This window comes from Rathayibacter sp. AY1F2 (genome assembly GCF_002930885.1).
Lineage (GTDB): Bacteria > Actinomycetota > Actinomycetes > Actinomycetales > Microbacteriaceae > Rathayibacter.
The window spans coordinates 53568-76685 of sequence record NZ_PSVG01000007.1; the positions used below are offsets into that span (position 1 = coordinate 53568).

Here is a 23118-nt window from a genome sequence, read left to right on the forward strand (position 1 = left end):
GCGCCGTTCGTGTCGCGTGTCGGACGGTGGGGGAGCCGCAGACGACGCTGCCGCCGCCCTGGAGGGGACGGCGGCAGCGTGCGGTGCAGGAGGAGGCTCAGGAGAGGCGCTCGCCCGACTCCGCGTCGAAGATGTGCACGCGGTGGTTCGCGGTCACGTACACGCGGTCGCCCGCGGTCGGGTGCACGCGGCCGTCGACGCGCGCAACGATGTCGGTGCGGCGGCCCTCGACCTCGGTGTGGCCGTAGAGGTAGCCGTCCGAGCCGAGCTCCTCGATGAGGTCGACCTCGATCGGCAGTCCGCCTGGCTGGGTCGAGACGGTGACGTCCTCGGGTCGCACGCCGAGCGTGACGACCTTCTGGCTCGTCTTCGCGAGCGCCTCGCGGGCGATCGGGAGGACGGTGTCGCCGAACTTGACGCCGCCGTCGGTGACGTCCGCGTGGAACAGGTTCATCGCGGGCGAGCCGATGAAGCCGGCCACGAAGACGTTGTTCGGGTTCTCGTACAGGTCGCGGGGCGAGCCGACCTGCTGGAGGAGGCCGTCCTTGAGGACCGCGATGCGGTCGCCCATGGTGAGCGCCTCGGTCTGGTCGTGGGTGACGTAGACCGTGGTGATGCCCAGGCGGCGCTGGAGCGTGCCGATCTGGGTGCGGGTGGACACGCGGAGCTTGGCGTCGAGGTTCGACAGCGGCTCGTCCATGAGGAACACCTGGGGCTTGCGGACGATGGCGCGGCCCATCGCGACGCGCTGGCGCTGGCCACCGGAGAGCGCCTTCGGCTTGCGGTTCAGGTAGGGCTCGAGGTCGAGCATCTTCGCGGCCTCGAGGACCCGCGCGGCGCGCTCGTCCTTGTTGACGCCGGCGATCTTGAGCGCGAAGCCCATGTTCTCGGCGACCGACATGTGCGGGTACAGCGCGTAGTTCTGGAAGACCATCGCGATGTCGCGGTCCTTCGGCGGAACGTCCGTGACGTTGCGGTCGCCGATGAGGATGCGGCCCTCGTTGACCTCCTCGAGGCCGGCGAGCATGCGCAGGGAGGTGGACTTGCCGCAGCCGGAGGGGCCGACGAGGACGAGGAACTCGCCGTCGCCCACCTCGAGGTTGAGCTTGTCGACGGAGGCACGAGTGGCCCCGGGGTAGACGCGGGACGCGTGGTCGAAAGTTACGGACGCCATTGTTCTTGCTCCTTCACCGGCAGGTACGTGCCGGACGATCCGAGTGAATGGAAGTGATGGTCATCATCGCGTGGGCGACTCCGACCAACCGTCACAGTATGCCACGGGGCCGACAGTCGTCGGTCGGGCACCGCGTATCCGTCGTTTGGAGGTTTCCCAGGGCTCGCGCGTAGGATTCCGGCGAGTCGCGCCCGGCGACCCCCTTCTTCCCCCTCTCTCATTCGGAGCGTTCTTGTCATGACCACCGGCGGAGCCAACGACCGTCTCTCGAAGAACCAGCGACGAGAGGCCGCCCGAGAGAAGGCGCGCCGCCTGCGCGAGCAGCAGAAGCGCCGCGACCGCGTGAGCCGCTTCGCCCTGCAGGGCGGGCTCGCCGCCGTCGTGATCGCGGTCGTCGTGATCGTGGTCTTCGCCGTCACCTCGAGCATCCGCCCCGCGGGCCCGGGCCCGGCGAACATGGCGAGCGACGGTGTCGTCATCGGCGAGAACATGGTCGCGCAGACGAGCGGCGCCGTCGCCGCCGACGGGACGCCCACCCCCAGCGCGCTCGACACCTCGGCCGGCACGGTCGACATCCGGGTCTACCTCGACTACCTCTGCCCCTACTGCGGCCAGTTCGAGAAGACCAACGGCGACCAGATCAAGGAGTGGGTGACCAGCGGTGCCGCGACGGTCGAGATCCACCCGATCGCCATCCTCACGACCCGCTCCAACGGCACCAAGTACTCGGAGCGCTCGGCCAACGCCGCCGCGTGCGTCGCGGACCGCTCGCCCGACTCCTTCTTCGACTTCAACTCCCTGCTGTTCGCCAACCAGCCGGCGGAGGGGACAGACGGACTCTCGGACGACCAGTTGAAGGACTACGCCTCGCAGGCGGGCGTCGAGGACACGGCGGCCGTGAACACCTGCATCGACGACCAGAGCTTCGTGAGCTGGGTCCGCGCCGCGACCGAGCGCGCCACCTCGGGTCCGCTGCCCGGCACGGACGTGCCCGCTGTCACGGGCACCCCGACCGTCCTGGTCAACGGCGAGGCGTACTCGGGCTCGCTGACCGACCCGGACGCCTTCAGCTCCTTCGTGCTCTCGGCCGCCGCCGACTCCTACTCGTCGGCGACTCCCGCGCCCACCTCCTCCGAGACCCCGGCGCCGAGTGACACGCCCGCCTCGACCGAGGCCCCCGCGTCGACCGAGACGCCCGCGTCGACCGAGACCCCCGCTCCCAGCGACGCCCCGGTCTCCACCGAGGCTCCGGCCTCCTCCGAGCCCACTCCGGCCGCCGCGGGCTGAGCCCCGGACGCGCAGGAGCCCCGCGCATGCAGAAGGCCCCGACCGCACACAGCGGTCGGGGCCTTCTTCTCTCCTGAGCCGACGACGGGACTTGAACCCGTAACCGCCCGATTACAAGTCGGGTGCGCTACCAATTGCGCCACGTCGGCAGGTGCGCTCGCGCGCCCGGCCACCCTATCGCGGGCCCCGGATCCGCCCGGATCGGGGCCCGCCGCGTCTCACGGTTCGAGGATGCTGAGGTGCCGCTCTGCGGGAGCGGGACGCTTGGGGCCGCCGATCTTCCCGTCGGGACGGCCGACGTAGAGCCAGCCGAGCAGCTCCTCGCCCTTCTCGAGGCGATGCGCCTTCCGCACGGCCTTGTCGCGCGTGTAGGAGCCGGTGCGCCAGAAGACACCCCAGCCCGCCTCGTCGAGCAGCAGGCTCAGGAGGTGGGCGACGCCCGAGGCGACGGCCTCCTGCTCCCAGGCCGGCACCTTCGACTTCTTGACGCTGACCACGACGGCCAGCAGCAGGGAGGCGCGGTGCGTCTTCTCGATGTACTTCCGCGGGTCCTTCTTCGCCCCCGAGGCGACCGCGAAGCTGCGGCCGACCCGGTCGCGGGCGGCGCCGCGGATCTCGATGACCCGCCACGGGCGCAGCGAGCTGTGATCGGCGAGACGCGACGCCGCCGAGACGAACGCCGCGATCTCGTCGTGCCCCGGAGCCTCCGGCGTCACCTTCGAGCGCGATCGGCGCGCGAGGACGGCCTCGAGCACGGGGGAGGAGGACACGGTCACTCGCCCTCGGCCTGGAAGTTCAGGGCGATCGAGTTCATGCAGTAGCGGTCGCCGGTGGGCGTGCCGAAGCCGTCGGGGAAGACGTGTCCCAGGTGGGATCCGCAGTTCGCGCAGCGGACCTCGGTGCGGACCATGCCGAGGGTGCTGTCCTCGATCAGCTGGACCGCGTCCGGGTTCACGGACTCGTAGAAGCTCGGCCAGCCGCAGCCGGAGTCGAACTTGGTGCCGCTCTTGAAGAGCTCGGCGCTGCAGGCGGCACAGGTGTAGAGGCCGGAGCGGTGCTCGTCGAGCAGCTCGCCGGTCCACGGGCGCTCGGTGGCCGCTTCGCGCAGGACCGCGTACTGGTCGCGGTCGAGCTCCTCGCGCCACTCGGCGTCGGACTTGTTCACGGAATACGACGACATGGGTCTCCCTCGGAATCCTCGTCAGTGTACGGGGGCGGTCGCGCCCCTCCACCTGGTCCAACCCCCGGGGCGACGGCTCCATTCCGCCTCCGCGGGCTGTGGAGGAGACTCCCCGCCTCCATGCCGCGACACGGTCACGAGGTGTTCGGAGCGCCTCCCCGGCGGCGGCCGTGGGCCTGCCTACCCTGGACGGATGAGCAGGACGACGGACCCGAGACCGGGCACCGGTCTGTCCGAGCGCGAGCTGCGGGTGCTCGCCTTCGAGCGCGAGTGGACGGCCCGCTCCGGGGACAAGGACGACGCGATCCGCTCCCAGTTCGGACTGTCGGCCGCCCGCTACTATCAGGTGCTCAGCGCGGTGCTCGCCTCTCCGGCCGCCCTCGCGCACGACCCGATGCTCGTCACGCGGCTGCAGCGCATCCGCGACCAGCGCGCCGGCGCCCGCGCCTCGCGACGCCTCGGGCGCCTCGAGTAGACGAGCTGCTCGAGTCCACCAACGGAAGGCCGGCCGTACCCCCGATGTCGAACACGCACCCGAGAGACCGCTTCGACGAGGTCCCGGCGACGGAGGCGCGCGTCGGCGCCCACCGCCGGCCGCCGGCCCCTCACGCCCGCGCCGTCGCCCTCGCCTGGGCCGCCCTCGCCACCGGAGTCATCGTCCTGCTCGGCTTCATCGGGCTGCTGGTCATCGACGACCGGGTGCAGTTCACGGATGTCTTCACTCCGCCGACCGCGACCGCGGAGGCGACCCCGACCGCAGCCGCGACGCTCGATCCCGATCTCGCCGTCGCCGTCCTCAACGGCACCGCCACCGTCGGACTCGCCGCCAGCGCCGGCGACGCCCTGACGACGGCCGGATGGAGCGTCCCGACCGTCGCGAACGCGAACACCGAGGACATCGCCGCCACGACCGTCTACTACACCGACCCAGCGCTCGAGGGAGCGGCCCTCGGTCTCGTCGACTCGCTCGGAACGGGGACCGTCCTGCTCTCGCAGGACTTCGTCGAGACGGGCTCCGTCGTCGTGGTCCTGGGGGCCGATTACGCCTTCGAGCAGGGCTGATCGGGGCCCTCTGTTACGGGCACGTTTCCTCCGTGTTGAATCCCGGGCAACTCTTCCCCGCGAGGCCCTTTCCAGCCCCTCCCGGGGCCGATAGCCGGATTAGTATTCCTGACCAGGCACCAGCACATCGCTCGTGCCGCGGGCATCACAGCACTGGGGAGTACAGAGATGGCGAACGGAACCGTCAAGTGGTTCAACGCTGAGAAGGGCTACGGCTTCATCACGGTCGACGGCGGCGGACAGGACGTCTTCGTCCACTACTCCGCGATCGACATGTCGGGGTACAAGGTCCTCGAGGAGGGGCAGCAGGTCGCGTTCGAGGTCGGCACGGGGTCGAAGGGCCCCCAGGCCGAATCGGTCCGCCCGGCCTGACCGCCGAGCCTCCCGGGAGCCGTCGTCCGCCTCGTGCGGGCGGCGGCTCCTTCGTGTCGGAGCGCGTGCCGGTCGCTTGCACTCGTCCACCGCGAGTGCCAGAATCGACCTTGGCACTCGCTCCGGTCGAGTGCCAGCACAGACATTTCACGACGTCCGGGAGGGACGAGAAACACACATGGCCAAGATCATTGCTTTTGACGAAGAAGCCCGCCGCGGCCTCGAGCGTGGACTCAACACTCTGGCCGACGCGGTCAAGGTGACCCTCGGCCCGCGCGGCCGCAACGTCGTCCTCGAGAAGAAGTGGGGCGCTCCCACCATCACGAACGACGGCGTCTCCATCGCCAAGGAGATCGAGCTCGACGAGCCGTACGAGAAGATCGGCGCCGAGCTCGTCAAGGAGGTCGCCAAGAAGACCGACGACGTCGCCGGCGACGGAACCACCACCGCGACCGTCCTCGCTCAGGCGCTCGTCCGCGAGGGCCTGCGCAACGTCGCGGCCGGCGCCGACCCGATCAGCCTCAAGAAGGGCATCGAGAAGGCCGTCAAGGCCGTCACCGCCGAGCTCATCGCCGGCGCGAAGGCGATCGAGACCAAGGAGGAGATCGCGGCGACCGCCTCCATCTCCGCCGCGGACCCCGAGATCGGCGCGATCATCGCCGAGGCGATCGACAAGGTCGGCAAGGAGGGCGTCGTCACCGTCGAGGAGTCGAACACCTTCGGCACCGAGCTCGAGCTCACCGAGGGCATGCGCTTCGACAAGGGCTACCTGTCGCAGTACTTCGTGACCGACCCCGACCGTCAGGAGGCGGTGTTCGAGGACCCCTACATCCTCATCGTCAACTCCAAGGTCTCGAACATCAAGGACCTGCTCCCGGTCGTCGACAAGGTGATCCAGGCGGGCAAGCAGCTGCTGATCATCGCCGAGGACGTCGACGGCGAGGCGCTGGCGACCCTGGTCGTCAACAAGATCCGCGGCATCTTCAAGTCGGTCGCCGTCAAGGCCCCCGGCTTCGGCGACCGTCGCAAGGCGCAGCTCCAGGACATCGCGATCCTCACCGGCGGCCAGGTCATCTCCGAGGAGGTCGGCCTCAAGCTCGAGAACGTCACCCTCGACCTGCTCGGCTCGGCCCGCAAGGTCGTCATCACCAAGGACGAGACCACGATCGTCGAGGGTGCCGGCGACGCCGAGGCCATCGCCGGCCGCGTCGCGCAGATCCGCGGCGAGATCGAGAACACCGACAGCGACTACGACCGCGAGAAGCTCCAGGAGCGCCTCGCGAAGCTCGCCGGCGGCGTCGCGGTCATCAAGGCCGGAGCGGCGACCGAGGTCGAGCTCAAGGAGCGCAAGCACCGCATCGAGGACGCCGTCCGCAACGCGAAGGCCGCCGTCGAGGAGGGCATCGTCGCCGGTGGTGGCGTCGCCCTCATCCAGGCCGGCAAGCTCGCCTTCGAGAAGCTCGAGCTCGTCGGAGACGAGGCGACCGGCGCGAACATCGTCAAGGTCGCCATCGACGCCCCGCTCAAGCAGATCGCCCTCAACGCGGGCATGGAGCCCGGCGTCGTCGCTGCGAAGGTCCGCGAGCTGCCCACCGGACACGGCCTCAACGCCGCGACCGGCGAGTACGTCGACCTCATCGCCGCGGGCATCATCGACCCGGTCAAGGTCACGCGCTCCGCTCTGCAGAACGCGGCGTCGATCGCCGGTCTCTTCCTCACCACGGAGGCCGTCGTCGCCGACAAGCCCGAGAAGAACCCGGTCGCCGCGGGCGGCGACCCCACCGGAGGCATGGACTTCTAGTCCGTCCCCCCACCATGCAGAAGGCGGTTCCCCTCCGGGGGAGCCGCCTTCGGCGTTTCCGGAGGCATCTGAGCGAGCAGCAGGCGACCGAACCGGCAGGTGGTTCTGAATCCGCTCCGCGACCACAACGGCGGTCCTCCTGCGGTGGCACCGCACTCCGCGCCGCCTCGGTCTCCTCAGCGGACACCGGCACCAGAAGCGCGTGGGGTGCGCCGGTGCGGGTCGCGACGTACGGGGTCGGGGCGGAGATGTCGTCGGCCGAACGGATGCGGACGGCGACTCTGCAAGAGCCGGCGACGCGGCATCCGTCGAGCGTCGGGTGTCATCTCCAGCGGTCCGGGCGGGCTCGCCGCCCGTTGGTCCCCAAGAGGAGAGAGTGAGCCGTGCGCGGCCGTGCGCGGCCGTGCGGGCCGGGTGGGCGAGGTCACGGTCGCTCGGGCGGATCGATCTGTGCCGCTCGCGGACGTCGACGGGAGAGCTCGGACCGAAGGGGCCCCCGAGGAAGGACGGACCGCGGTGCGGATCAGACCGAGGCGGGGGAGGTCTCGCCGTTCTGGCCGACCGTGAGCAGCGGCAGCGCGACGCGGAAGGTCGCGCCTCCGCCCGGCGTCTCGACGACGTCCACGCGGCCCTTGTGCGCGGCGACGATCGAGGACACGATCGCCAGTCCGAGGCCGCTGCCGCCGGTCTCGCGGGTCCGCGACGTGTCCGCGCGCCAGAAGCGCTGGAAGATCTTCTCGCGGATCTGCGGCGGGATGCCCTCGCCGTGGTCGATGACCTCCAGCAGGGCGAGGCGGCGGGAGCGGTCGACGGCGACGCCGATCTCGATCGGAGTGTCCTCGGGCGTGTAGCGGACGGCGTTGCCGATCAGGTTCGTCAGGACCTGGCGGATCTTGTTCTCCTCCGCCATCACCATCGCGGGCACGCCCGGCTCCTCGGGGGCGGTGGCGGTGCCGGCGGCGATCTCCTCGGCGTTGACCCGGCGCGGACGCCGGCGGAATCGGGCGAGCCTCGCTCCTGCCGCGGCGATCGGGCCGGTGAGCCCGGGGTTCGTCAGCTCAATGGTCTGAGTGGCGGAGGCGCCGGCCTCGTCGGGCTCGAGCGCGGGCGTCTCCACGGGGGTGTCGTCGCGGGTCTCGACGCCGAAGTCGCGGTCGGGCCAGGAGGCCATCGCGTCCATCGCGGCGTCGCGGGCGAGCGGCATCAGATCGACGGGCGCGAGTGCGAGAGGCTTCGTCTCGTCGAGGCGGGCGAGCTCGAGGAGGTCCTCGACCAGGCCGCCCATCCGGATCGCCTCCTTCTCGATGCGCTCCATCGCCTGGCCGACGGCCTCGGGCGTCTGCAGAGCGCCCATCCGGTACAGCTCGGCGTAGCCGCGGACGGAGACCAGCGGGGTGCGCAGCTCGTGGCTGGCGTCGCCGACGAAGCGGCGCATCTGGTCGATCGTGCGGGCGCGGTCGCGGAAGGCGGAGTCGATCCGCCCGAGCATCGCGTTCAGGGAGCGGTTGAGGCGTCCGACCTCGGTGTTGGGTGTCGTGCCGTCCAGGCGCTGGCTGAAGTCGCCGTCGGCGATGGCGGCGGCGGTCTGCTCGACCTCGCGCAGCGGGGCGAAGGTGGTGGTGACCAGCAGGCGGGTGAGGAGTGCGCCGATCACGACGATCGCGACTCCGAAGCCGAGGAAGATCGTGAGGTACGTCGTCATGATGACGTCGACGCTGCGGGTCGACACCGCGAGCAGGAGCGTCTGGTACTCGGTGCCCCTCGTGAACACCGTCGACATGACGTGGTACTCGACCTTGCCGTTGGAGCTCCAGATCTCCATCGGCTTGTCGCCGCCCTGCAGCGCCTGCTCGAGGGTGAAGGTCTGCGGGAAGGCGGGGTCGGCCGCGCCGGACGCGTTCGTGTTGTCGAGCGTGCCGTACTGGTCGTAGACGGCGCCGAAATCGGCCTTGGACTCGTCGATCGCGGCCAAGTCGTTGACGGAGAGGTCGCTCGCCGTCCGCTGGACCTGGTCGGCCAGCTGCGCGTCGAGCTGGGCGACGAGCTGCGGCTTCAGCATCGTCATCGTCCCGATCCCGGAGACGAGGAGTCCCAGCGTGAGCAGGAGGACCGTGACCGCGGTGATCTTCGTGCGCAACGAGATGGAGTTCCACCGCTCGGCCAGACCCTGGTGCATGGCGGTGGAACTCCCTCGGGATCGGCGGGCGCCGCGCCTCCGGCGGGAGGTGGCGCCGAGGTGGCGGAGGCTAGGCCTTCGCGACCTTCAGCATGTATCCGAATCCTCGCTTGGTCTGGATGAGCGATTCCTCCGAATGCGTGTCGAGCTTACGTCGCAGGTACGAGATGTAGGACTCGACGATGCCCGCATCGCCGTTGAAGTCGTACTCCCACACGTGGTCGAGGATCTGCGCCTTGCTGAGCACCCGGTTCGGGTTGAGCATCAGGTAGCGGAGCAGCTTGAACTCGGTGGGGCTGAGCTCCACCGGCTCGTCGCCGACGAGGACCTCGTGCGTGTCCTGGTCCATGGTCAGCTCGCCGGCCCGGATGACCGCGTCCTCCTCGGCGTGCATGGTGCGGCGGAGGATCGCCTTGATGCGCGCGACGATCTCGTCGAGGCTGAACGGCTTCGTGACGTAGTCGTCACCGCCGACGGTGAGGCCCGTGATCTTGTCCTCGGTGTCGTCCTTCGCCGTGAGGAAGAGGATGGGGGAGGTGTACCCGGCCGAGCGGAGGCGCTTGGTCACGCCGAACCCGTTCATGTCGGGGAGCATCACGTCGAGGATGATCAGGTCCGGCTCCTCCTCGAGGACTGCCGAGATGGCCTGGGCCCCGTTGCCGACCGCACGCACGGCGAAGCCGGCGAAGCGGAGGCTCGTGGTGAGCAGGTCTCTGATGTTGGGCTCGTCGTCGACGATGAGAATGCGGGGTCCGTCCATGCAGGACAGTATCTGGCCGTCGGCTGCACGGAGTCTGGGAGTCGGTTGTCCAGGCGCTCGGTGCCGGCTCGGCGGCGGGGAACGCCTGACGAAAGGCGGTGCGGCAGGAGGAGACCGCGTCCGATCAGGACTGCGCGCGGCGGCGCCGGACCCCCACGATGAGCATCGCGATCATCATGAGGAACGCGATGGGCAGGCCCACCAGCGGCACGGCGAAGACGAACTGCCAGAACGGGCCGGCGTACTCGCGGATCCCGAGCGCGGGGGCGACCAGGATCGCGAGGAACGCGAGGACCGTCACGACGATGATCGCGATGAACATGTAGGCGAGCGTGCGCTCCGCGCGTCCGACGCCCGCCGGCTCCTGTGGCTTCACCCGTCAAGGATAGGGCGGCCCCGGTCGACTAAACTGATGGCTGCTTCATTTCCAGGAGGGGTCTGCATGCCTACCGGCAAGGTCAAGTTCTACGACGAGGAGAAGGGCTTCGGCTTCATCAGCACTGATGACGGCCAGGAGGTCTTCCTGCACGCTTCCGCGCTGCCCTCCGGGACCGCGGTCAAGGCCGGCACCCGCCTCGAGTTCGGCATCGCCGACGGCAAGCGCGGGGCGCAGGCGCTCTCGGCGCGCGTCCTCGACGCTCCGCCGAGCCTGGTGAAGCTCAACCGGAAGTCCGCGGACGACATGTCCGTGATCGTGGAGGACACGGTCAAGCTGCTCGACGGGATCGGCGCCGGGCTCAAGCGCGGCCGCTACCCCGACAAGGCGCACGGGCGCACGATCGCGGCGCTCCTGCGCCGGGTTGCGGACGAGCTGGATGCCTGACGCCGACGGCACGACCGACGAGCGGGGCCCGGTCGAGGAGACCGTCGCCGCTCCGACCACGGAGGACGCTCGCGTGGAGCAGTCCTCGGGAGAGGGCGTCTCCGGCGCCGAGCCCGACGCGACTCCCGCCGATTCTGACTCCTCCGCTGAGGACGCGCGCGGAGCCGACGAGGAGACCGACGCTGACCAGGCGGCTCCTGTCGACGAGGCTCCCTCCGGCGAGGGTGAGAGCGACGCGGCCCTCCCGGTGACCGAGGCTTCTGGCGAGGACTCCGCCTCTGCGGAGGAGACTCCTCCGGCCGACGACGTCGCCGCGGAGGCGGGAGTCTCCGGCTCGGGCACTGCTTCTGCTGCAGTGCCGGCTCCTGCTGAGGACGCGGCCACTGCTGACAACTCGACTCCTGCTGACGACGGGGGAACACCTGAGGACTCGGCTCCTGCTCAGGACGTGGCTCCTGCTGACGACTCGGCTCCTGCTGAGGATGCGACTTCTGCTGAGGATTCCGCCCTCGTCATGGACGAACCTTCCGACGCCGATGGCGCACCGGCGGCGGACGCGACGTCAGCCGACGACGACGCTTCCCCGGGGGAGGCGGACGAGGCCGCCGCGGACGAGGCTCCCGAGCCCGTCTACGAGGCGGACGCCGTGCTCGCGGGGTCTCTCGATGTCGCTCGCGCCGCGCTCGCCGAGATCGCCCCCGAGGGGACGATCGGCGAGCTGGTCACGACTCTGGCGCAGGGCGAGCACGTCGTGTCGCTGCAGTTCGCGAACCTCATGCGCGGCTACCCGGGTTGGCTGTGGACGGCGACGCTGTCCCGGATCGACGAGACCGAGGACGTGAACGTCCTGGAGGTCGAGCTGCTGCCGGGCGAGGGCGCGGTCCTCGCTCCGGACTGGGTGCCGTGGTCCGTGCGTCTCGCCGACTACCAGACCGCGCAGGACGCGCTCGGCGAGGAGGTCGAGGACGCGGACGACGACGAGCTCGAGGACGCCGAGGAAGACGACCTCGACGACGACTCGGGCGACGACTCCGACGAGGACGAGGACGCGGGCGACGACGACGACTCGGATGACGACGACGACTCGGAGGACGATTCCGACGACGACGACTCGGACGACGAGGACTCGGACGAGGACGACTCCGACGACCCGGACGACGACTCCGACGACGAGGACTCCGACGACGAGGACTCCGACGACGTCGAGCCCGAGCCCGCTCCCGCCCCGACGACCCGTCGCCGTCGCCGTCGCCGCTGATCCGGTCCGGCGCCGCCCGGTGAGCATCGACTCCGACACCCGCATCGCCTATCCCGGCGGCGCCGTTCGCTCCTCCGGGCGCGTGCAGCACGTGGGCCGGCTGGAGGACGGCCGCTGGGCGGTCGTCCTCGATGCGACCTCCGCTCACCCCGTCGACCCGACCTGGCCCGACCAGGGGCCCGACCGCGGCGCGCTGGCCGTGGCGGGGGAGCGGCATCCCCTCATCGACTGCCGCATCGGGGCGTGGCAGGGCGGCGAGCTGCACGTCGGCGAGCGGCTCCCGGCGCGGCTCGGCACTCCAGAGTGGAGCTTCGTCGTCGTCCACATCGTCGACGACGCCTCCTCACTCCACGTGGACGACGAGGTCGACGTCGAGGTCGACGCGGACCACCGGCACGAGCTCTCCCGCGGGCACACCGCCTGCCACCTCGCCTCCCTCGCCCTCAACGCCGCTCTGGCCTCGTTCTGGTCGAAGCCGGCGCGCACCGACGCCCTGGGCAACCCGGACTTCGACCAGGCGGCGATCCAGACCTCGCGGATCCGCGAGTCCGGCTCCACCGACGTCTACCGCCTCGGCAAGTCCCTCCGACGCAGCGGGATGGACACCGCCCGCCTGCTGGCGGAGATCGTCGAGGTGCAGGAGCGGGTGAACGCCCTCCTCGCCGAGTGGATCGCCTCGGACGCGGAGGTGCGCATCGAGCGCGACGACGACCTCCTCAGCACGCGGCGGACATGGCGCTGCACCCTCCCCGCGGGGGACGCCGCGATCGCGTGCGGCGGCACCCACGTCGAGCGCCTCGGCGAGTTCACCGGCCTGCGCGTCCGTCTTGAGCCCGAGGCCGACGGCACCGGACTCCGGATGGAGACCGACGCGGTCTAGCGTCGGTTGCGGCTGTAGAACAGCCCGATCGTGCCGAGGACCAGTCCGATCACGACGGTCGACAGGACGACCGGCTCGATGACGGCTCCGACGGCCGTCGCCACGAGCACGGCCACGAGCGCGACCGCCCAGACGACGCACCCGACCAGCAGAGCCGTCGCGTCGTCGCTCGCGTAGGGCGGCGGCGCGGGCCGCCGCTCCTCCTCGCGCAGCCACAGCCGCATGGCGTGCCTCAGACCGCCAGGCGCTCGAGGACGTGGTCGATGCAGCCGAGCAGCGAGCGGACGTCGTCCGGCTCGATCGCGACGAACGTCGCCACGCGCAGCTGGTTGCGGCCGAGCTTGCGGTACGGCTCCGTGTCGACGATCCCGTTCGCGCGGAGGATCTTCGCGACGAGAGCGGCATCGACGGAGGCGTCGAAGTCGACGGTCGCGACGACCTGGGAGCGGTGCTCGGGCACCTCGACGAACGGGGTGGCGAGGCTCGAGGCCTCGGCCCAGTCGTAGATCGTGGAGGAGGACTCGGCCGTGCGCGCCGACGCCCAGGCCAGGCCGCCCGAGGCGTTCATCCACTCGAGCTGCGACTCCATCAGCAGGAGGGTCGAGAGCGCCGGAGTGTTCAGCGTCTGGTTCAGGCGCGAGTTGTCGACGGCGTTCTTGAGGCTCAGGAACTCGGGGATGTAGCGGCCGCTCGCCGCGATGCGCTCGATCCGCTCGATCGCGGCGGGGGAGAAGAGGCCGAACCAGAGTCCGCCGTCGGAGGCGAAGTTCTTCTGCGGGGCGAAGTAGTAGACGTCGGCCTCGGCGATGTCGACGTCGATGCCGCCCGCCGCGCTGGTGGCATCGATGACGGTGAGCGCGCCCTCGTCGCCGCGGACCCGGAGGACGGAGGCCATCACTCCGGTGCTCGTCTCGTTGTGGGGCCACGCGTACACGTCGATCCCCTCGACGACCTCGACCTCGCTCCGGGACCCCGCGGGGGCGGAGACGACGTGGGCCGGCTCGAGGAACGGCGCGGAGGCGGCGGCCGCGAACTTCTGGCCGAACTCGCCGAACGTGAGGTTCTCGGCGCGGCGCTCGATGAGGGAGAAGGCCGCGGCGTCCCAGAAGGCGGTCGAGCCGCCGTTGCCCAGCAGGACCTCGTAGCCCTCGGGGATGCGGAACAGCGTGGCGAGGTGCTCGCGCACGCGCCCGACGAGGTCCTTGACGGGCGCCTGGCGGTGCGAGGTCCCGAGGAGGTGCGCGCCCTGCGTCGCGAGATGGGCGAGCTGGTCGTGCCGCACCTTGGACGGGCCGCAGCCGAACCGTCCGTCGTGGGGGAGCAGCTCGCGAGGAATGGTGAGGTCCGGCATGCGTTAATACTAGGGTTCCCGGCCCGCACCCCTCCTCCGAGCGACGGAGGCCTGCGTCGCGCCGCAGCGCCGATGCTGCGTCGTGGCGACCACTAGGGTGGAGCGCGCCGAGACGGGAAGGCTGAGATGACGGATCTGATCGACACCACCGAGATGTACCTGCGCACCATCCTCGAGCTCGAGGAGGAGAACATCATCCCGCTGCGCGCGCGCATCTCGGAGCGGCTCAGCCACTCCGGGCCGACCGTGTCGCAGACCGTCGGTCGCATGGAGCGCGACGGCCTCGTCGTCGTCTCGGGCGACCGCCACCTCGAGCTCACCTCCGACGGCCGCCGCAAGGCGATCCACGTCATGCGCAAGCACCGCCTCGCCGAGCGGCTCCTCCACGACGTCATCAAGCTCGACTGGGAGTTCGTGCACGAGGAGGCCTGCCGCTGGGAGCACGTGATGAGCGAGCAGGTCGAGCGCCGCCTTCTCGAGATGCTCGACCACCCGACGGAGTCGCCCTACGGCAACCCGATCCCGGGCCTGGACGAGCTCGGCGACACCCCCGCCTCCCGCTTCGCCGACGGCGTCATCAGCCTGCCGCGCTTCGTCGCCGGGTCGAGCGAGCCCCGCCGCGGCGTCGTCCGTCGCCTCGGCGAGCCGGCGCAGGTCGATCCGGAGCTCCTCCTCCAGCTCAAGCAGGCCGGGGTCGTGCCCGGTGCCGAGGGCGAGTTCTCGGCCCTCAACGGCTACGTGCTCGCTCGCATCGACGGAGCCGAGGCGGGCATCGAGCTGCCCAACGAGGTCGCGGCGCACATCTTCCTCGTCGTCTGACCCCCGCCTCCCTGGGAGTGGCCCGTACGGTCCCTTACCGCATCCGGTGACCGGAGGCGAACGGGAGAGCGGTCTCTTCCCGCCGAGAAGGTGACAAATCGGTAACGGTCGCTTACGCTCTGTGGAGCCCTGCGGCCGAGCCTCGGTCTCAGGGCGCGGGATCCGACGCCCCCACACCCGTCTCGGATCCTGTGCACACCGATGCTTCGTGCATGAGACGGGACAGCTGCCTGGGCTGAGGGGACGTCGGAGGATCTCCCCCTTGCCCCAGAACCCCCTCACCCCGAACGAGGACGCCGGCTCACCCGACCGGTTCCGCTCCAACCACCCCGACCGCTCCGGCGACGCGAACTTCGAGAACCGGCCCCCGGTCATCCGCGCCCGGATCCACGGGGACGCACCCGTCTCCCGTCGCGCCGTTCCCGCAGCTCCTGCCCGCCGCGCGGACATCACCGACTTCGTGCCGTCGCCGGCCGGGACCCCGCGCAAGCGCCGGGGCCGTGTCGTCGGCAAGGTCGCGATGGTCGGCTTCGCCGGCGCGCTGGTCGCGACGATGGCGCTCCCCGCCTACGCCTTCACTCCGGGCAGCCAGGACGACGGCCTGTTCGCGGCGTCGCGAGCCGACCTCCTCCGCCAGGGCTCCGCGCAGACCGTCGCCGTCGACGGCGGAGTGGTGCAGGCCGCGATCGCCCGCGACGGCTTCTCGGCCGAGGCGGCGCCCCCGCCGCCCGCACCGGAGCCCGAGCCCGTCGTGGTGGCCGAGCCCGTCGTCGACACGAGCGACGTCGCGGAGGCGCGCGCCGAGACCGCCGAGGAGTTCAACTCCTACTCCGGCGCCTCGGCCAGCGAGATCGCGGCCGCCGCCCCGACCACCAGCTACAGCCTCTCGGCGGTGTTCGATACGGCGATGCAGTACCAGGGCGTGCCCTACGTCTTCGGTGGAGCCGACCCGAGCGGCTTCGACTGCTCCGGCTTCGTGATGTACGTCTTCGCCCAGTACGGCATCTCGATGCCGCACTCGGCTGCGGGCCAGGGCGCCATGGGCACCCCCGTCTCGCTCGCCGACGCGCAGCCCGGCGACCTCGTCATCATGGACGGCCACGACGGCTTCTACGCGGGCAACGGCAACATCCTGCACGCGCCGTACGAGGGCGCGAGCGTCCGCGTGCAGCCGCTGTGGACCTCCGACTACCGGATCGTGCGCATCAACGGCTGATCCGGTCGATCCGCTCGAGAGCCCGTCCCCTCCTGGAGGGGGCGGGCTCTCGTCGTCCCGCCGTGTGAACGCCGCGTGACGAATCCGGACCGACCCCTGGTGTTCCGGGCGTGAAGGGTTAACCTGAACCCCAGTCCGCTCGCGTGGCGAGCGGATCGATTCGTCGAGGGACGGAGTGCCGGGATGGCCGAGCGGAGCGGGCGCCACAGCGTGGGGCTGCGCGCGCGCGTGCGGCCGGCCGATTCGATACGCGCGCGGGTCCTCACCGCGGCGGTGCACTCCTCCGACACGCGGATACGACTCCACGTCATCGCGCGGCACTCCGCCGCGGCCTCGCAGGGCGCCGTCATCACGACGGCGCCCTTGCTCGTGGTCGCGGCGCCTTCGCGCGACGGCGTGCGACAGCACGGAGGTCACTGATGCGCACTCTGGTTCTCAACGCCGGCTACGAGCCGCTCGCGGTGGTGTCGTTCAAGCGGGCCCTGGTCCTGCTGATGACGGAGAAGGCGACCGTGATCGCCGCGGACGAGGGCAATCCGGTGCACAGCGCGCACGGCGACCACGTGCGGCCCTCGGTGATCGTGCTGACCCGGTACGTGCGCATCCCGAGCGGCCGCAGCGTGCCGGTGTCGCGCCGGGGCGTGCTCCGCCGGGACAACCACCGCTGCGGCTACTGCGGTCAGCACGCGGCGACGATCGACCACATCCAGCCCAAGTCGCGCGGGGGCCGGGACACGTGGGAGAACCTCGTCGCCTGCTGCCAGCGCTGCAACAACGTCAAGAGCGACCGCACCCCGCACGAGATGGGATGGCGTCTGCGCACCGTCCCCCGGATGCCGCGCGCCGGCTCCTGGCTCGTGCGCGGCGCGGAGCGGACGCAGCCCGACTGGGACGACTACCTGGCGCCCGCAGCCTGACGCTGCGGAGTCGGCATCGCCCCCGCGGATATCCGATGACGACGTTCCGCCGTTCGAGTGGACGCGGTGCGAGGGGCGGGCTCGGCAAGGCGGAGGAGGAAGCGATACCGGCGGTATCGCGCCTGACGACAACGCCGCTGAGGTCGTCCCTCGCGCCGCGTCATTCGTTGTCGTTGCCGGTGTTGGCGCTGGCGTTGCCGGGGCGCTCGCCGGCCCAGGTCCAGTTCGCGACCTCGGGGATGTCCTCGCCGTGCTCGCGGGTGTAGGCGCGGGCGCGGATGCGGGCGTCCTGCATCTCCTGGCGGAGACCGGCGGCGCGGGCGCCGAGGCCGGGGGTCCGGTCGATGACGTCGATCACCAGCGAGTAGCGGTCGAGGTCGTTGAGCATCACCATGTCGAACGGAGTGGTGGTGGTGCCGTTCTCCTTGTACCCGCGCACGTGCAGGTTGCCGTGGCCGGTCCGCTTGTAGGTCAGGCGGTGGATGAGCCACGGATAGCCGTGGTACGCGAACACGATCGGGCGGTCGGGGGTGAAGACCGCATCGAACTCGCGGTCGGAGAGGCCGTGCGGGTGCTCCGACTCCGACATCAGGCGCATCAGATCGACCACGTTGACCGTGCGGATCGCGAGGTCCGGCAGCTTCTCGCGGAGGATGCTCACCGCCGCGAGGGTCTCGAGGGTCGGCACGTCGCCCGCGCAGGCGAGCACGACGTCCGGGGACTCGCCCTGCCGCTCGCTGCTCGCCCACTCCAGGATGCCGAGGCCGCGCGTGCAGTGCGCGACCGCCTCCGCCATCGTGAGCCACTGGGGCGAGGGCTGCTTGCCGGCGACGACCACGTTGACGTAGTCCACGCTGCGGAGGCAGTGGTCGTAGGTCGAGAGGAGCGTGTTCGCGTCGAAGGGCAGGTAGACGCGCACGACCTCGGGCTTCTTGTTGACGACGTGGTCGATGAAGCCCGGGTCCTGGTGGCTGAAGCCGTTGTGGTCCTGGCGCCAGACGTGGCTCGAGAGCAGGTAGTTGAGGCTCGCGATCGGGCGGCGCCACTCGATGTCGCGGGTGCCGTCCAGCCACTTCGCGTGCTGGTTGAACATCGAGTCGATGATGTGGATGAACGCCTCATAGCAGGTGAAGAGCCCGTGGCGGCCGGTGAGCAGGTAGCCCTCCAGCCAGCCCTGGCACTGGTGCTCCGAGAGCACCTCCATGACCCGCCCGGCGCGGGCCAGGTGGTCGTCGAGGGGGCTGAGCTCGGCGTCCCACTGCTTGTCGGTGGCGGCGTAGACGGACTGCAGCCGGTTGCTCGCGACCTCGTCCGGCCCGAAGAGGCGGAAGTTGGTCGGGTTGGCGCGGATGACGTCGGCGAGCCATTCGCCGAGCACCTTCGTCGCCTCCGCGACGGTGCCACCCGGCTGCTCCACGACGACCTCGTAGCGGCGGAAGTCGGGCAGGTCGAGGGTCTGCCGCAGCAGCCCGCCGTTCGCGTGCGGGGTCGCGCTCATCCGCAGCTCGCCCTCGGGGGCCAGCGAGCGGACGCGGTCGACCACGCCGCCCTCCTCGGTGAAGAGCTCCTCGGGCCGGTAGGAGCGGAGCCAGTCCTCGAGGAGGCGGGTGTGCGCCTCGGTGTCGCGGGCGTTGGGCAGCGGGACCTGGTGCGAGCGGTAGGTGCCCTCCACCTGGACGCCGTCGATCTCGGTCGGGCAGGTCCAGCCCTTCGGGGTCTTCAGCACGATCATCGGCCAGGCCGGGCGTGAGAGGTCGCCGGCGGCGGCGCGCTCCTTGATCGCCGCGATGCGGTCGAGCACCGTGTCCAGGACGTCGGCGAACCGCTCGTGCACGCGCATCGGGTCCTCGCCGTCGAAGCCGCCCTCGACAAGGAACGGCTCGTGGCCGTACCCGCGGAGGAGGCTGTCGAGCTCCTCCTGCGGGATGCGGGCGAGGACGGTCGGGTTCGCGATCTTCCAGCCGTTGAGGTGCAGGATCGGCAGGACGACGCCGTCGGTGAGCGGGTTCACGAACTTGTTGGAGTGCCAGCTGGTGGCGAGCGGGCCGGTCTCGGCCTCGCCGTCGCCGACGACCGCCGCGACCAGGAGGTCCGGGTTGTCGAAAGCCGCTCCGTACGCGTGGCTCAGCGCGTAGCCGAGCTCTCCGCCCTCGTGGATGCTGCCCGGGGTCTCGGGGGCGACGTGGCTGGGGATGCCCCCGGGGAAGCTGAACTGGCGGAAGAGGCGGCGCAGCCCCTCCTCCGACTCGTCGATGTGGGAGTAGATCTCGCTGTAGGTGCCGTCGAGGTAGGCGTTGGCGACCATGCCCGGTCCGCCGTGGCCGGGACCGGTGATGTAGAGGGTCGGCTGGCGGCGCTCGCGGATCGCGCGGTTCAGGTGCGCGTAGATCAGGTTGAGGCCGGGGGTGGTGCCCCAGTGGCCGAGCAGGCGGGGCTTGATGTCCTCCCGGCTCAACGGGGTCTTCAGGAGCGGGTTCGCGAGCAGGTAGATCTGCCCGACCGCGAGGTAGTTCGCGGCGCGCCACCAGGCGTCGACCGTGTCGAGAGTGTCCTGGGTCAGCTCGGCGTCGGGGGGTCGCGCGATCCAGCTGTGCTCGGGGACGGGCAGGAGAGACGGAGCGGGGGAGTCGGCCATGTGCCCACGCTGGCATCCGGACGCCCGGGGCGGAAGGGCCTTGCAGGCCCGGCTCCGGAGGGGGTCAGCCGCGCGGCGTCGCCCGGCAGAGGACCAGCGAGCCCACCGCCGTCAGGAGCGCGGCGGGGACGAGGAGCAGAGCGGCGGCTCCGGCGGTGCCCGCGCTCTCGAGGACGTCCGCCACGACCGGCCGGCCCCCGGCGAGAGCGACGACGACGACCACCGCGAGTGCCACCGCTCCGAGGGCGAGGAGGAAGGCCGTCACTCCGCGCTCACGCCAGCGGAGGAAGACCGCTCCCGCTGCTCCGCCGAGGGCGAAGGCGGCGAGGAGCGAGCAGAGCAGGACGACGAAGCGCTCGAGCCACGGGCCGTCGAGGGGAGAGGCGAGGAAGAGCGCGCCGCCCAGCCACCAGCCCCCGGTCGCCTCCTCGATCGCCCCGAGGACCACGACGATCGCCGACCAGAGCACGGACAGTGCCGCGAAGGCGAGGGCGCTGCCGAGGACGTGGTCGCGCCGGGTCGCTCCGTAGCTCAGGGCCAGCCCGAAGGTGGCCGTCGTGGCCTGGATGGAGCCGATGAAGAGGAAGACGACGATCAGCATCCCCGGCCCCACGAGGAGGATGCCGGAGTCGCCGCCGCCCCGCTCGGCCCCGATCCCGCGGAGGACGAGCCACCAGATCACGAGGTTGCCGGCGAGGACGGCGAGCAGGACGAGCAGCGGCCAGCCGAGGACCGTCCCGGGGTGGGCGAGGTGGAGCCTCAGAACGGAAAGGATCCTCCGCGAGGAGGCGGAGCGGCGGGCGGGGGCGGTCATGGTCGGTCCTCTCGGATCGGGGGCGGTGGTGTCAGCTGCTGCGCGGGGTGGCGCGGCGGAGGATCGCCCAGCCCGCGACTCCGGCGATCGCGGTCGGGATGAGCGAGAGGGCGTAGCCGCCCGCGTATCCGACGCTGCCGAAGAAGGAGCCGACGGCGGGCCAGTTCTCGGTGAGCGTGAGGAGGGTGATCACGGCCAGCAGGAGGGCGCCGAGGATCCCGAAGAAGAGCAGCATCCCGCGCTGGCGCCAGCGTACGTAGACCGCCGCCGTCGCCGCTCCGATGAAGAAGAAGAAGAGCAGGGCGCAGAGCACCGCGACAGCCTGCTCGCCCACGGAGTCCCCGCCGAAGTAGATCGAGCGGAAGAAGCTGCCGCCGAAGCCCCAGCCGTCGGTCGCCCGCTCCACGATCCCGAGGACCACGAAGACGCCGGTGTAGAAGACCGAGAGGGCGACGAAGGTGAGGGCCGTGCCGAGGGAGAAGTCGCGGCGGGTGGCGCCGTAGCCGAGGGCGAGGCCGAAGGTGACGTTCACCGACTGGACGGCCACGACCATCATGTAGACGAAGAGGAAGAAGGACGCGCCGGAGTAGGTCATCCCCTCCTGCGCCTCGAGGCGCTCGCCGGAGTCGAGCCCGCGGAGGATCAGCCACCAGACGACCAGGTTGCCCGCCAGGATGACGGCCGTGATGATCAGCGGCGTGTAGAGGATGGTGGCGGGGTTCGCGAAGTGCAGGCGGACGATGCTGCCGAGGCGGCCGGCGGCGGTGTCGTGGCGCGCGGGGGCGCCGGTGAGGGCGGTCATTCCGAGGCCTTCCCGGTGGTGAGCTGGACGACGAGCTGCTGGAGAGGGACGGACTCGAGCTCGAGCCCGTGGCGGGCGGCGGAGGCGCGGCCGGCGTCGTCGAGGCGGGGGAGCGTGGCCGAGGCACGGCTGCCGAGAGCGGAGCGGGCGATGACCTCGCGTCCGGCGGTGAACGACTCGACGGCCTGCCGGGATCCGATGACCGTTGCCGCAGCACCCCGCAGCTCCTCCGCGTCGCTGTCCACGACGAGGCGGCCCTGATCGATGACGAGGACGTGCTCGAGCAGGCTGCTGACCTCGTCGATGAGGTGGGTGGAGAGGACGACCGTGCGCGGGTGCTCAGCGAAGTCCTGGAGGAGGCGGTCGTAGAACAGCTGCCGGGCGACGGCGTCCAGCCCCAGGTACGGCTCGTCGAAGAACGTGAGCGGGGCGCGGGAGGCGAGACCGACGATCACTCCGATCGCCGAGAGCTGTCCGCGGGAGAGCTTCTTGATCTTGCGGTCGACCGGGAGGCGGAAGTCCTCGACGAGCTCGCGGGCGAACGCCTCGTCCCAGCCGTCGAAGAACCAGGGAGCGCTGCGCAGGACGTGCTTCACCTTGAAGTCGTCCGGGTACTTCTGGCTCTCCTTGATGAAGCAGGTGCGGGAGAGGACGGCGGCGTTCTCCACAGGCGACTGCCCGAAGACGCGGATCTCGCCCGAGCTGGCGAACTCCTGGCCGGTGAGCAGCGACATCAGTGTCGTCTTGCCCGCGCCGTTGCGGCCGAGGAGGCCGTGGATGCGGTTCTCCTCCAGCGCGAAGCCGATGCCGTCGACGGCGCGCATGCGTCCGTAGGTCTTGGTGAGGTCGTGGACCTCGATGACCGCGCTCATCGCGATCCCCCTTCTGTGATCATGTCGGCGAGCTGCTCGGTGCTGAGGCCGAGCTTGGCGGCCTCGGCGAGCAGCGGAGCGACGAACTGGTCGCGGAACTGCGTGCGGCGCTTCTCGACCAGCCGGTCGCGCGCCCCCTCGGCGACGAACATGCCGATCCCCCTCTTCTTGTAGAGCACCCCGTCGTCGACGAGCAGGTTCACGCCCTTGCCGGCGGTGGCCGGGTTGATGCGGTGGAACGCGGCGAACTCGTTGGTCGACGGGACCTGCGACTCCTCCGGCAGTGCGCCGTCGATGATGTCGTTCTCGATCTGCTCGGCGATCTGCAGGAAGAGCGGGCGGGAGTCGTCCACGCGGGCTCCTTCGGTGCGGGGTTGGGTGGTTAGTTGGTGTTGTAACTAACCATGGAGGCGGGAGGCCTTCGTGTCAAGAGGGGTGTGCCGCGCAGTCGCCGCGACGAGGGCCGTGGCGTGCTTCGCTGGCGTTGTGGTGGGGCCCTGTCGTCGCTTCGCGGGGGGCGGGGCACGGCGGGTACACTGGCTCGGCCAGCCTCTGTAGCTCAATGGAAGAGCGACTCCGTCCTAAGGAGCAGGTTGGGGGTTCGAGTCCCTCCAGGGGCACCACGATCCGCAATCGGGATCAGTCCATCGGACGACCGCCGCCGTCGCTCCGTCTGACGCCACGGTCTGCCGCCCGCCCAGCACTCCGAGCTGTGCTGGTCGAGGCGCCGACGGTTCGAGTCCTCGATGGTCCTGCCCGGGTGGGGACTCCTCGGCGGCAGGGAGGCACGACCGAGGAGCTCCTTCGCGGGTTCGCGGCCGTCCTCGTCCTGAGCCTCTCCGTTCAGCGGAACGCGTTCGCGAAAAGCCGACTCGCGGGATTCAGCGCGCTGCTCGCGATAGCCGGTCGCATGGCGGCC

24 protein-coding genes and 2 tRNA genes are annotated in these 23118 nt (G+C 70.7%); 12 read left to right on the forward strand and 14 right to left on the reverse strand.

Features of this window, described 5'->3' with window-relative positions; all coding sequences use genetic code 11:
- Window positions 1–97: 97 nt before the first annotated feature.
- Complete coding sequence (locus C5C54_RS07535; protein ID WP_104224593.1) at window positions 98–1174, reverse strand: ABC transporter ATP-binding protein; 1077 nt, start codon at window positions 1172–1174, stop codon at window positions 98–100.
- Between the two features lie 237 nt (window positions 1175–1411).
- Between C5C54_RS07535 and C5C54_RS07540 the strand changes: the two genes are divergently transcribed.
- Window positions 1412–2461: a thioredoxin domain-containing protein gene (locus tag C5C54_RS07540; RefSeq protein WP_104224594.1), complete on the forward strand. Its 1050-nt coding sequence runs from the start codon at window positions 1412–1414 to the stop codon at window positions 2459–2461.
- Window positions 2462–2537: 76 nt separating this feature from the next.
- On the opposite strand, the gene C5C54_RS07545 is transcribed toward C5C54_RS07540, so the two are convergent.
- From C5C54_RS07545 to msrB, 3 genes are all read right to left on the reverse strand, one after another.
- A tRNA-Thr gene (locus C5C54_RS07545) sits at window positions 2538–2610 on the reverse strand.
- A 69-nt stretch (window positions 2611–2679) separates the two neighbouring features.
- Window positions 2680–3237, reverse strand: a complete 558-nt coding sequence (locus C5C54_RS07550) for a nitroreductase family protein (protein ID WP_104226480.1) — start codon at window positions 3235–3237, stop codon at window positions 2680–2682.
- Window positions 3234–3641 carry a peptide-methionine (R)-S-oxide reductase MsrB gene (gene msrB, locus C5C54_RS07555; protein ID WP_104224596.1) on the reverse strand — a complete coding sequence of 136 codons (408 nt, stop codon included), beginning with the start codon at window positions 3639–3641 and terminating at the stop codon, window positions 3234–3236. The genes C5C54_RS07550 and msrB overlap by 4 nt, the downstream gene beginning before the upstream one ends.
- Window positions 3642–3834: 193 nt before the next feature.
- Between msrB and C5C54_RS07560 the strand changes: the two genes are divergently transcribed.
- From C5C54_RS07560 to groL, 4 genes are all read left to right on the forward strand, one after another.
- Window positions 3835–4116 carry a DUF3263 domain-containing protein gene (locus tag C5C54_RS07560; RefSeq protein ID WP_104224597.1) on the forward strand — a complete coding sequence of 94 codons (282 nt, stop codon included), beginning with the start codon at window positions 3835–3837 and terminating at the stop codon, window positions 4114–4116.
- Between the two features lie 44 nt (window positions 4117–4160).
- On the forward strand, window positions 4161–4703 hold the full coding sequence (locus C5C54_RS07565) for a LytR C-terminal domain-containing protein (protein ID WP_104247686.1): 543 nt from the start codon (window positions 4161–4163) through the stop codon (window positions 4701–4703).
- A 168-nt stretch (window positions 4704–4871) separates the two neighbouring features.
- Window positions 4872–5075, forward strand: a complete 204-nt coding sequence (locus C5C54_RS07570) for a cold-shock protein (protein WP_104224599.1) — start codon at window positions 4872–4874, stop codon at window positions 5073–5075.
- Between the two features lie 178 nt (window positions 5076–5253).
- A complete protein-coding gene (groL, locus tag C5C54_RS07575; RefSeq protein ID WP_104224600.1) occupies window positions 5254–6876 on the forward strand; it encodes a chaperonin GroEL in 1623 nt (540 codons plus the stop codon).
- Window positions 6877–7399: 523 nt separating this feature from the next.
- On the opposite strand, the gene C5C54_RS07580 is transcribed toward groL, so the two are convergent.
- The 3 genes from C5C54_RS07580 to C5C54_RS07590 form a co-directional block, all read right to left on the reverse strand.
- Window positions 7400–9052, reverse strand: coding sequence for a HAMP domain-containing sensor histidine kinase (locus C5C54_RS07580; RefSeq protein WP_104247685.1), 1653 nt, complete (start codon window positions 9050–9052; stop codon window positions 7400–7402).
- A gap of 70 nt (window positions 9053–9122) precedes the next feature.
- Window positions 9123–9812: a response regulator transcription factor gene (locus C5C54_RS07585; RefSeq protein ID WP_055787731.1), complete on the reverse strand. Its 690-nt coding sequence runs from the start codon at window positions 9810–9812 to the stop codon at window positions 9123–9125.
- A gap of 124 nt (window positions 9813–9936) precedes the next feature.
- Window positions 9937–10188 carry a hypothetical protein gene (locus tag C5C54_RS07590; RefSeq protein ID WP_244229474.1) on the reverse strand — a complete coding sequence of 84 codons (252 nt, stop codon included), beginning with the start codon at window positions 10186–10188 and terminating at the stop codon, window positions 9937–9939.
- Between the two features lie 66 nt (window positions 10189–10254).
- Here C5C54_RS07590 and C5C54_RS07595 point away from each other — a divergent pair, with 66 nt between their 5' ends.
- From C5C54_RS07595 to C5C54_RS07605, 3 genes are read left to right on the forward strand one after another with little or no spacing between them, the layout of a single operon-like run.
- On the forward strand, window positions 10255–10635 hold the full coding sequence (locus C5C54_RS07595; protein WP_104224602.1) for a cold-shock protein: 381 nt from the start codon (window positions 10255–10257) through the stop codon (window positions 10633–10635).
- Entirely contained in the window at window positions 10628–11893 is a 1266-nt protein-coding gene (locus C5C54_RS07600; protein WP_104288072.1) for a DUF3027 domain-containing protein, read from the forward strand. Before C5C54_RS07595 ends, C5C54_RS07600 begins: the two co-directional genes overlap by 8 nt.
- A gap of 19 nt (window positions 11894–11912) precedes the next feature.
- Entirely contained in the window at window positions 11913–12773 is an 861-nt protein-coding gene (locus tag C5C54_RS07605) for a metal-dependent hydrolase (protein ID WP_258063261.1), read from the forward strand.
- On the opposite strand, the gene C5C54_RS07610 is transcribed toward C5C54_RS07605, so the two are convergent.
- The gene (locus C5C54_RS07610) at window positions 12770–12997 is read right to left on the reverse strand and encodes a DUF2530 domain-containing protein (protein WP_104224604.1); all 228 of its coding nucleotides are present in this window, start codon (window positions 12995–12997) and stop codon (window positions 12770–12772) included. The two genes, C5C54_RS07605 and C5C54_RS07610, sit on opposite strands and share 4 nt — an antisense overlap.
- Window positions 12998–13005: 8 nt before the next feature.
- Entirely contained in the window at window positions 13006–14124 is a 1119-nt protein-coding gene (serC, locus tag C5C54_RS07615) for a phosphoserine transaminase (RefSeq protein ID WP_104288073.1), read from the reverse strand.
- 126 nt (window positions 14125–14250) lie between these two features.
- Here serC and C5C54_RS07620 point away from each other — a divergent pair, with 126 nt between their 5' ends.
- The 3 genes from C5C54_RS07620 (at window position 14251) to C5C54_RS07635 (ending at window position 17076) form a co-directional block, all read left to right on the forward strand.
- Window positions 14251–14943, forward strand: a complete 693-nt coding sequence (locus C5C54_RS07620; protein WP_104224606.1) for a metal-dependent transcriptional regulator — start codon at window positions 14251–14253, stop codon at window positions 14941–14943.
- Between the two features lie 262 nt (window positions 14944–15205).
- Window positions 15206–16159, forward strand: a complete 954-nt coding sequence (locus C5C54_RS18280) for a C40 family peptidase (RefSeq protein ID WP_258063262.1) — start codon at window positions 15206–15208, stop codon at window positions 16157–16159.
- A 419-nt stretch (window positions 16160–16578) separates the two neighbouring features.
- Complete coding sequence (locus C5C54_RS07635) at window positions 16579–17076, forward strand: HNH endonuclease (protein WP_104224608.1); 498 nt, start codon at window positions 16579–16581, stop codon at window positions 17074–17076.
- 160 nt (window positions 17077–17236) lie between these two features.
- On the opposite strand, the gene C5C54_RS07640 is transcribed toward C5C54_RS07635, so the two are convergent.
- The 5 genes from C5C54_RS07640 to C5C54_RS07660 form a co-directional block, all read right to left on the reverse strand.
- Window positions 17237–19711 (reverse strand): phosphoketolase, encoded by a 2475-nt coding sequence (locus C5C54_RS07640; protein WP_104247680.1) that lies wholly within the window; start codon window positions 19709–19711, stop codon window positions 17237–17239.
- A gap of 64 nt (window positions 19712–19775) precedes the next feature.
- Window positions 19776–20525 (reverse strand): hypothetical protein, encoded by a 750-nt coding sequence (locus C5C54_RS07645; RefSeq protein ID WP_104288074.1) that lies wholly within the window; start codon window positions 20523–20525, stop codon window positions 19776–19778.
- A 31-nt stretch (window positions 20526–20556) separates the two neighbouring features.
- Window positions 20557–21327 carry an ABC transporter permease gene (locus C5C54_RS07650; protein WP_104233881.1) on the reverse strand — a complete coding sequence of 257 codons (771 nt, stop codon included), beginning with the start codon at window positions 21325–21327 and terminating at the stop codon, window positions 20557–20559.
- A complete protein-coding gene (locus tag C5C54_RS07655) occupies window positions 21324–22199 on the reverse strand; it encodes an ABC transporter ATP-binding protein (protein ID WP_104288075.1) in 876 nt (291 codons plus the stop codon). Before C5C54_RS07655 ends, C5C54_RS07650 begins: the two co-directional genes overlap by 4 nt.
- Window positions 22196–22552, reverse strand: coding sequence for a GntR family transcriptional regulator (locus C5C54_RS07660; protein ID WP_104224613.1), 357 nt, complete (start codon window positions 22550–22552; stop codon window positions 22196–22198). Before C5C54_RS07660 ends, C5C54_RS07655 begins: the two co-directional genes overlap by 4 nt.
- Window positions 22553–22747: 195 nt before the next feature.
- On the opposite strand from C5C54_RS07660, the gene C5C54_RS07665 reads away from it, so the two are divergent.
- Window positions 22748–22822: transfer RNA gene (locus C5C54_RS07665), tRNA-Arg, on the forward strand.
- Window positions 22823–23118 lie beyond the last annotated feature (296 nt).